Annotated in this window: 7 protein-coding genes; 3 read left to right on the top strand and 4 right to left on the bottom strand. The window is 74.2% G+C overall.

Annotation, left to right across the window (positions count from 1 at the left end):
• Positions 1-395: 395 nt before the first annotated feature.
• Positions 396-704 carry a DUF8827 family protein gene (locus POF43_RS34075; RefSeq protein ID WP_271324954.1) on the bottom strand — a complete coding sequence of 103 codons (309 nt, stop codon included), beginning with the start codon at positions 702-704 and terminating at the stop codon, positions 396-398.
• A 240-nt stretch (positions 705-944) separates the two neighbouring features.
• Between POF43_RS34075 and POF43_RS34070 the strand changes: the two genes are divergently transcribed.
• Both POF43_RS34070 and POF43_RS34065 read left to right on the top strand, forming a co-directional pair.
• On the top strand, positions 945-1,982 hold the full coding sequence (locus POF43_RS34070; protein ID WP_271316849.1) for a bifunctional lytic transglycosylase/C40 family peptidase: 1,038 nt from the start codon (positions 945-947) through the stop codon (positions 1,980-1,982).
• Positions 1,983-2,324: 342 nt separating this feature from the next.
• On the top strand, positions 2,325-3,062 hold the full coding sequence (locus POF43_RS34065; protein WP_271316850.1) for a phosphatase PAP2 family protein: 738 nt from the start codon (positions 2,325-2,327) through the stop codon (positions 3,060-3,062).
• Between the two features lie 229 nt (positions 3,063-3,291).
• Here POF43_RS34065 and POF43_RS34060 read toward each other — a convergent pair whose 3' ends face one another.
• The 3 genes from POF43_RS34060 to POF43_RS34050 form a co-directional block, all read right to left on the bottom strand.
• Positions 3,292-4,872, bottom strand: coding sequence for an FAD-binding oxidoreductase (locus tag POF43_RS34060; RefSeq protein ID WP_271316851.1), 1,581 nt, complete (start codon positions 4,870-4,872; stop codon positions 3,292-3,294).
• A 103-nt stretch (positions 4,873-4,975) separates the two neighbouring features.
• On the bottom strand, positions 4,976-5,917 hold the full coding sequence (locus POF43_RS34055) for a carbohydrate kinase family protein (RefSeq protein ID WP_271324955.1): 942 nt from the start codon (positions 5,915-5,917) through the stop codon (positions 4,976-4,978).
• A gap of 240 nt (positions 5,918-6,157) precedes the next feature.
• Positions 6,158-6,337 carry a hypothetical protein gene (locus POF43_RS34050; protein ID WP_271326140.1) on the bottom strand — a complete coding sequence of 60 codons (180 nt, stop codon included), beginning with the start codon at positions 6,335-6,337 and terminating at the stop codon, positions 6,158-6,160.
• Between the two features lie 335 nt (positions 6,338-6,672).
• Between POF43_RS34050 and POF43_RS34045 the strand changes: the two genes are divergently transcribed.
• Positions 6,673-6,939: a hypothetical protein gene (locus POF43_RS34045; RefSeq protein WP_282704952.1), complete on the top strand. Its 267-nt coding sequence runs from the start codon at positions 6,673-6,675 to the stop codon at positions 6,937-6,939.
• The last annotated feature ends 45 nt before the right edge of the window (positions 6,940-6,984 follow it).

Genomic DNA, 6,984 nt, shown 5'->3' with positions numbered 1-6,984 from the left:
GGGGGGGGGGGGGGGGGGGGGGGGGGGGGGGGGGGGGGGGGGGGGGGGGGGGGGGGGGGGGGGGGGGGGGGGGGGGGGGGGGGGGGGGGGGGGGGGGGGGGGCGTGCCGCTGGAGGAGGAGGGGCCGCCGGAACCCGTGCCGCGGGTGGCGAAGGCGAGCGCGGCGATGAGGAGGACGACGATGCCGACGACCGTCACCAGGGTCCGGGAGACGCGGGCCGGGGGCCGGCGGGGGGTGGCGTAGCCGCCTTCGGGGAGACGGGTACGCGTGGTGCCGGTCGGGCCGTTGCCGGGATCGTGGTGGCTCGGATGAGTGGGCATCAGCACGCAGCCTAGGTGGGGTATGAGGGGCCTGGGACGGGTCCCGAGGGGCGTACGGGGGCAAGAGGGGGCGGTTACACGGCCATCCCGTACACGATGGTGAACAGGGTGCCGAGCGAGCCGATGATGAACACGCCGGTCAGGCCGGCGATGATCAGACCCTTACCCTGCTCGGCGCTGAACGTATCGCGCAGGGCCGTGGCACCGATGCGCTGTTTCGCGGCGCCCCAGATGGCGATGGCCAGGCACAGCAGGATGGCGGTGGCCATGACGACCTCGACCATCACCTTTGCTTCGCTTCCCAGGTCGCCGAAGGGCCCCCAGTTGGGCGCGATCCCACCGATGATGGTGTTGATGCCGCCCTTAGAGGCTGCCAGGAACATGGATAACTCACCGCCCCGCATGATCAGTTGGGGCCCCCGCAGGCGCGGGGGTCCAGACTCTATATTGGCCGACGCGGCCGCCTTGGAACGTCATCCGAGGTGACATTCTCGGGAATCTCGTCTGATTCCCCGTGTGATCCGCGTTCTGGAGTTCACACTGGTGTGCAGACCGGGTCCGACGGGGGCCCTGCACCCTACTGTGTGTATCACGGCTATTAGCACAGAGCAACGATCCGGGGAATGGAAGGGCGACGGATGGCCGGCTTCGGCGGGGGCTCGCGCAAGACCTGGCTCATCGGCGGGGTCGGGGTGTTCGGGGCCGGGGTGATGTTCCTGGCGTTGCTGGTGGTGGGGACGTATTCGGCGGCGGCGTCGATGACGGGTGCTCAGCAGGCGGTCGGGCTCGCGCCGAACGCGGTGCCGGCGCTGTACCAGCCGCTGGTGCAGCAGTGGGGGGCGTTGTGCCCGACGCTGACCCCGCCGGTGCTGGCGGCGCAGCTGTACCAGGAGAGCGGCTGGAACCCGCAGGCCCGCAGTCCCACCGGCGCCGAGGGGATCGCGCAGTTCGAGCCGGGTACCTGGGCGACGCACGGGGTGGACGGGAACGGGGACGGCACGGCCGATCCGTGGGACCCCTCGGACGCCATACCCTCGGCCGCCACCTATGACTGCCAGTTGGCGCACGACGTGCGCGGGGTGCAGGGGGACGCGGTCGACGACATGCTGGCCGCCTACAACGCGGGTCCGTACTCCGTTATTCATTACGGCGGTGTTCCGCCCTACGCGGAGACGCAGGGGTACGTGAAGCGCATCCGGGCGCTGGCGGTGAGTTTCGCGGCGCCGGTGGGCCGGGTGGCGCCGTCGCAGCAGGCGGCGGGCGCGATCTACTACGCGCAGTCGAAGCTCGGCACCCCGTATCTGTGGGGCGGGACGGGGACGTCGGCGGAGGACGGGCGTTTCGACTGTTCGGGGCTGACGCAGGCGGCGTACCACTCGGTGGGAATCCAGTTGCCGCGGGTGGCGAACGATCAGTGGAACGCGGGTCCGCATCCTTCGCGGGATCAACTGCTGCCGGGTGATCTGGTGTTCTTCGCGACGGATCTCAGTGATCCGCGGTCGATTCACCACGTCGGGATATACGTGGGCGGTGGCTACATGCTCGACGCTCCGCACACCGGTGCGGTGATCCGTTTCGATCCGATCGACGAGGCGGACTATTTCGGGGCGACCCGGGTCACCCAGGCGGGCGCCGAGGCGCTGCCGACGACCGCGTCGTGACCGTCCGGCGACGGCCTCGCGACCGGGCCCGTCGCCGGGCCGGGACCGGACCGGGGGTCGGGGTGTGTCGTGCCGGGTCCCGGTTCGGGGCGGTGGCCGGCGTCGTGCGAAACCGGGAGGGTTGTCGGTTGTCCGGGCTGGGTACGGATGATCCGGCGCATTCGGTGACGTTGTGTCAAAGCTATGACCAATGAACGCTTCCCGGGGTATCCCTTCTATAACTTCCTGGTGATCTTCCGGTAAGGGCGGAACCCCTGGTGCCGCTGACCCCGTTCAATGGAGTGACGTACGGACAGCGGGGGTAGCGCGGGCCGACTAAGCGACCGGTTAGGGGAACCCAGGATGAATGAGCTCGCGTTCGACGGCTCAAACCCCGACGTCGGTCTGCTCGTCAGGATCAACGACCTGGCGGCGAGATCGCCGCACTGGGTGGACCGGGTGGTGACCTTCCTCGGCGAGTACGGGCTGACCGCCGCGCTCCTGGGCCTGCTGGTGTGGTGCTGGTGGCGGGTGGCCCGGCGCACCGCGCAGGACGCGCCGGCCGCGGTCGCCGGGGCGGCGTGGGCCGGCACCGCCGCGGTGGTGGCCTGGCTGCTGAGCATGCCGATCCGCGACGTCGTGCAGCGCCCCGGGCCGATGGACGATCAGGACGGTCTGTACGTCCTGCTGCGCGGCACGTCGAAGTTCTCCTTCGTCAGCGGCCACTCCACGCTGGCGATGGCGATCGGCGTCGGACTGTTCCTGGTGCACCGCAAGGCGGGGCTGCTGGGGATCGGGCTCGCGGTGGCGCAGGGGTTCGCCCGGGTGTGGATGGGCGTCAACTACCCGACCGACGTCATCGGCGGCTTCGCCCTCGGCACCGCGACCGCGCTGCTGCTGGCGCCGCTGGCGCAGTTGGGGCTGGTCCCGCTGGCCCGGGTGCTGGACCGCGGCCGGCTGCGCGTCCTGGTCCGGGCGGTGTCGCCTCCCACGCCGGTGGCCGTGCCCGCCGACCGGTCGGCCACCACCCAGCCGGACACCGGTCATACCGGTCCGCCGTCCGCCGCCCACCACACCTGCGAGAACGACCTCGCCGCCTGAGCCCGCCTGAGCCCGCCTGACCGGTCATACCGTAGGACGGGCGGGCGTTGCGTGCGCCGACCATCCCGTACGACGGCCGGCTCGACGTCCGACCCCCGTACGGACGTCCCCCGGCCGTCGACCGGCCGCACCCGCGCCGACCCCGGCAGCGGGCACCCTCGCACCCCGCACCCCCGCACCGCCCGCCGGACGCCGTACGCCGTACGCCCGACGCCGACCGCACCCCCCGTCAGATCGCCTGGGGGAAGTCGAAGACGCGGTGCGGGTCGTAGGTGCGCTTGACGGTGGACAGCCGGGACGCGGCGGGGCCGTAGTACGCGGAACGCCAGTCGCGCAGTTGGGGGTCGGCGTAGTTCTGGTAGGCGCCGCCGGAGGCGTACGGGCGCATGGCGGTGTAGAGGCTGTTGAGCCAGCCGGAGCCGCTCAGCGCGCCGGAGGCCAGGTACTGGGCCAGGAAGCGCGAGGTGCGGTGGGTGAAGGCGGTCGCGGTGACCGGGACGCGGTTGACGGCGCCGCCGAGCGCGGTGAGCGCCACGCTGCCCGCGCCGCCGCCGCCGAAGGCGCCGCGCGGGGTGAGGTTCTCCGTGTGGCCGATCAGCGCCGCGATCCCGGCCGGCGACAGGGAGCGGTCGTAGAAGTCGGAGCGGGCCGTGTAGGTGTCGCGCGACAGCCGGCCGTGCGGATCGCGGCCGGGGAGGCTGCCGGGCAGGTGGCAGGCGGCCTCGGAGCTGTCGGTGCAGCCGGCGTAGGCGTTCATGGCCTGCGCGTAGGAGGCGTGGCGCAGCAGTGAGACGGAGGAGGCGCGGCCGGCGTGGTCGGCGAGCCGGTCGACCGCGGTGCTCAGGTCGTCGTAGGAGCCGAGGCTGAACGCGGCGATCGACACCTTGGCCTCGCCGCCCGGTGCGGCGTCCAGGTGCAGGGAGGACCAGATCTCGTCGGCCTGGTCGGGGCCCCAGTCCTGCCAGGCGGCGATGACGCGGGAGGCGGCGGACCACGGCCAGGTGAGGTAGCCGGTGACGCAGGCGGGGGCGGCGTGGGTGCGGTAGCGCAGTTCGGTCACGACGCCGAAGTTGCCGTTGCCGGCGCCGCGCAGGGCCCAGAACAGGTCGGAGTGCCGGCCGGCGTCGGCGTCCAGGACGGTGCCGTCGGCGGTGACCAGGGTGGCGCCGGTGAGGTTGTCGCACGTCAGGCCGTAGGCGCGGGAGGCGACTCCGTGGCCGCCGCCGAGGGTGAGGCCGGCCGCGCCGACGGTGGGGCAGGAGCCCGCCGGTATGGTCACGCCGCGCGCGCCGAGCGTGTCGTAGACGTCGATCAGCCGGGCGCCGGCGCCGACCGTGGCCGTGGCGCCGGAGGCGGTGACCCGCGACAGCCGGGAGACGTCGATGACCAGCCGGCCGTTGCCGGAGGACCAGCCGGCGTAGGAGTGGCCGCCGCCGCGGACCGAGACCGGGACGCCGGCCCGGCGGGCGTAGGCGAGGCAGGCGGCGATGTCGGCGGTGTCGGCGACGTAGGCCAGGGCCGCCGGACGCAGCCCGTCGTAGCGGGTGTTGTACAGCAGCCGGGCGGTGGCGTAGTCGGCGTCGTCGGGGCGGACCAGGGTGCCGTGCAGGTCGCGGCCGAGCGCGGTCCAGTCGGCCGGGCCGGGCGGTGCGGCGGACCGGGAGGCGCTCGCCGTCGTGACGGGGGAGCTGGAGGACACCGGTGCCGCGGCGCCGGTGCCGCGGGTGGCACCGCGTGGCGAACAGCCCGCCAGTACCGCCGCGGCGGCGGCCCCCGCCCCGGCCCGCAACACCATCCGGCGTTCCGCCATCCCGCACCCCTTCGACCCGCTCGCACGTGTGTGCCTGTCCCTGCGGGGGTGGAGATGCGGGAGGGGCGGCCGCTGGTTCCCGGTACGGGTGGCCGGATTCCGGTTACGCCAACTCGCGGGCCCAGGGCGGGTCGGCGCCGGGCCGCGAGCAGGTGATCGCGGCGGCCCTGGCGGCGTAGCCGAGCGCGGCGTGCCACTGGTCGGCGGTGAGCCGGTCGAGGGCGTCCGGGCCGAGCGCGTCGTGGCCGGCCAGCCAGTGCAGGACGGCGGCGTTGACGGTGTCGCCGGCCCCGATGGTGTCGGCCACCCCGCGGCTGAGGTCGGAGGGCACGTGGACGGTGCCGTGGGCACGGGTCAGCGCGGTCAGGCCGCGCGGCCCGTCGGTGAGCAGCACGGCGCGCGGGCCGGCGTCCAGGTGGCCGCGGCAGGCGTCGAGCACGGCGGCCGGGTCGTCGGTGCCGGCCAGCCAGCCGGCGTCCTCGGTGGACAGCTTGAGCAGGGCGACGTCCGGCAGCCAGGAGGTGAACCGGGCGCGGTAGGCGTCGTGGTCGTCGATGAGCGGCGGGCGGATGTTGGGGTCGAGGGCGGTCAGCAGCCCGTCGGCGTGGGCGGCGCGCAGCACCTTCTCGTAGGCGCCGGCGCCCGGTTCCAGCACCAGCGAGCAGGTGCCGAACGCGACGGCGGCGATGTCGGCGGGCAGCGGGCCGGGGGAGCCGAAGAGCCGGTCGGCGGTGCCTTCCACATAGAAGGTGTAGCGGGCCGAGCCGTCGTCGGCGATCGTGGTGGCGGCCAGCGTGGTGGGCTGCGGGCCGCGCTGGACGAGGGCGGTGTCGACGCCGGCCTGCCGCAGGCCGTCGAGCAGCGCCTCGCCGTAGGGGTCTTCGGAGATCCGGGAGAGGAAGGCGGCCGGGCTGCCGAGCCGGCCGAGGGCGACGGCGGTGTTGTAGGGGCCGCCGCCGGGACGCGGGGAGAGCGCGGCGAGCGCGCCGGGTCCGTGCGGGACCAGGTCGATCAGGGCTTCGCCCGCTATGGCGATGGTGGGCATCGGGGTGGGGCCTTTCCTCAACTGCCGCCCGCAGGCGGTCTTGCGGGGCCGGGGTCGCCGGGGTGCGCGGGGTGGGGCGGCGGTGCTGTCACGCGGTGCCGTGCCGGCGGACGGTGCTGTGTGTTCACGGTGCCGTGTGCTCACGACGCCGCGTTGTCACGGTGCCGTGTGCTCACGATCCCGTGCGCTCACGGTGCCGTGTTCTCACCCGGTGCCGTGCTGTCACATGGTGCCGTGCTGTCACGCGGTGCCGCAGTGGCCCGCCGCGTCCTGGCGGGCACGGGCGCGGGCTCTGCGGGCCGGGCCGGTCCAGCCGCAACTGCACCGGGCGAGCGCGAAGGGACCGCGTTCGACCGTGTTGGTCCGGTGGGCGGTGCCGTTGGAGTGTTGCTGCCGCTGTTGTGCCTGCTCATGGGCCACGGCACCACGCTACCGGCCGTTCCCTGGGTTGCGGCAGGGGGCGGCGCGGTTCGGTCGGCGCGGACCGCGAACCGGGCACAGCTGGCGGGCGATTCGGGCAGCGCGAGGGCCGCGGGAGGGCGGCGCGGGGGCTGCGCCGGCGCCGGGGATGGTGCACGATGGTGCCTGTGGCATATGCCAAGAGCCCGTTGAGGGAACGTTTCTTCGCCTGTCTCACGGGCCGGGGCGGAGCGAAATGGCCCGTACGTGTCATGCGCCGGACCGGGCCCGCTCCCTACGCTGGACAGGTTTCCGGGGCGTCCGTTCCGGGCTCGGGGGGCGGGGAGGTGGGGATCGTGGTCCAGCCGGACGCGGCGGCGCTGGCGGAACAGCGGGAGACGGCGGCCCTCGCCGAGATCGAGTGGTGCTGCGAGCTGATGATCGCCGCGGCGTCCCTGCACGGTGACCGGCTCTCGCTCGACGTCATCGACGCGGTGCTCGGCGTCCGCCCGCGCTGCGCCGCCCGCCCCGCCTGCCGCCCGCCGGGCCCGCCGGCGTCGCAGCCCCGCCCCCGCCCGGTGCGCGGGCCGGCGTGGCCGACCCGTCCGGCGCCGCACGGGTAGCGCTGCGGGGGCCGGACTCCTCGCCGGTGGGGTGGGGTGGGGTGG

Origin of the sequence: Streptantibioticus silvisoli, from assembly GCF_027947535.2 — a bacterium.
In the GTDB taxonomy this organism is placed as follows: domain Bacteria; phylum Actinomycetota; class Actinomycetes; order Streptomycetales; family Streptomycetaceae; genus Streptantibioticus_C; species Streptantibioticus_C silvisoli.
The sequence above is the reverse complement of the archived record's forward strand: the minus strand, read 5'-3'. Positions and strand labels throughout refer to the sequence as shown.

Coding starts and splice junctions, on each gene's coding strand:
- POF43_RS34075 (WP_271324954.1), bottom strand. CDS start 704: ATGTTCCTGGCAGCCTCTAAGGGCGGCATCAACACCATCATCGGTGGG.
- POF43_RS34070 (WP_271316849.1), top strand. CDS start 945: ATGGAAGGGCGACGGATGGCCGGCTTCGGCGGGGGCTCGCGCAAGACC.
- POF43_RS34065 (WP_271316850.1), top strand. CDS start 2,325: ATGAATGAGCTCGCGTTCGACGGCTCAAACCCCGACGTCGGTCTGCTC.
- POF43_RS34060 (WP_271316851.1), bottom strand. CDS start 4,872: ATGGCGGAACGCCGGATGGTGTTGCGGGCCGGGGCGGGGGCCGCCGCC.
- POF43_RS34055 (WP_271324955.1), bottom strand. CDS start 5,917: ATGCCCACCATCGCCATAGCGGGCGAAGCCCTGATCGACCTGGTCCCG.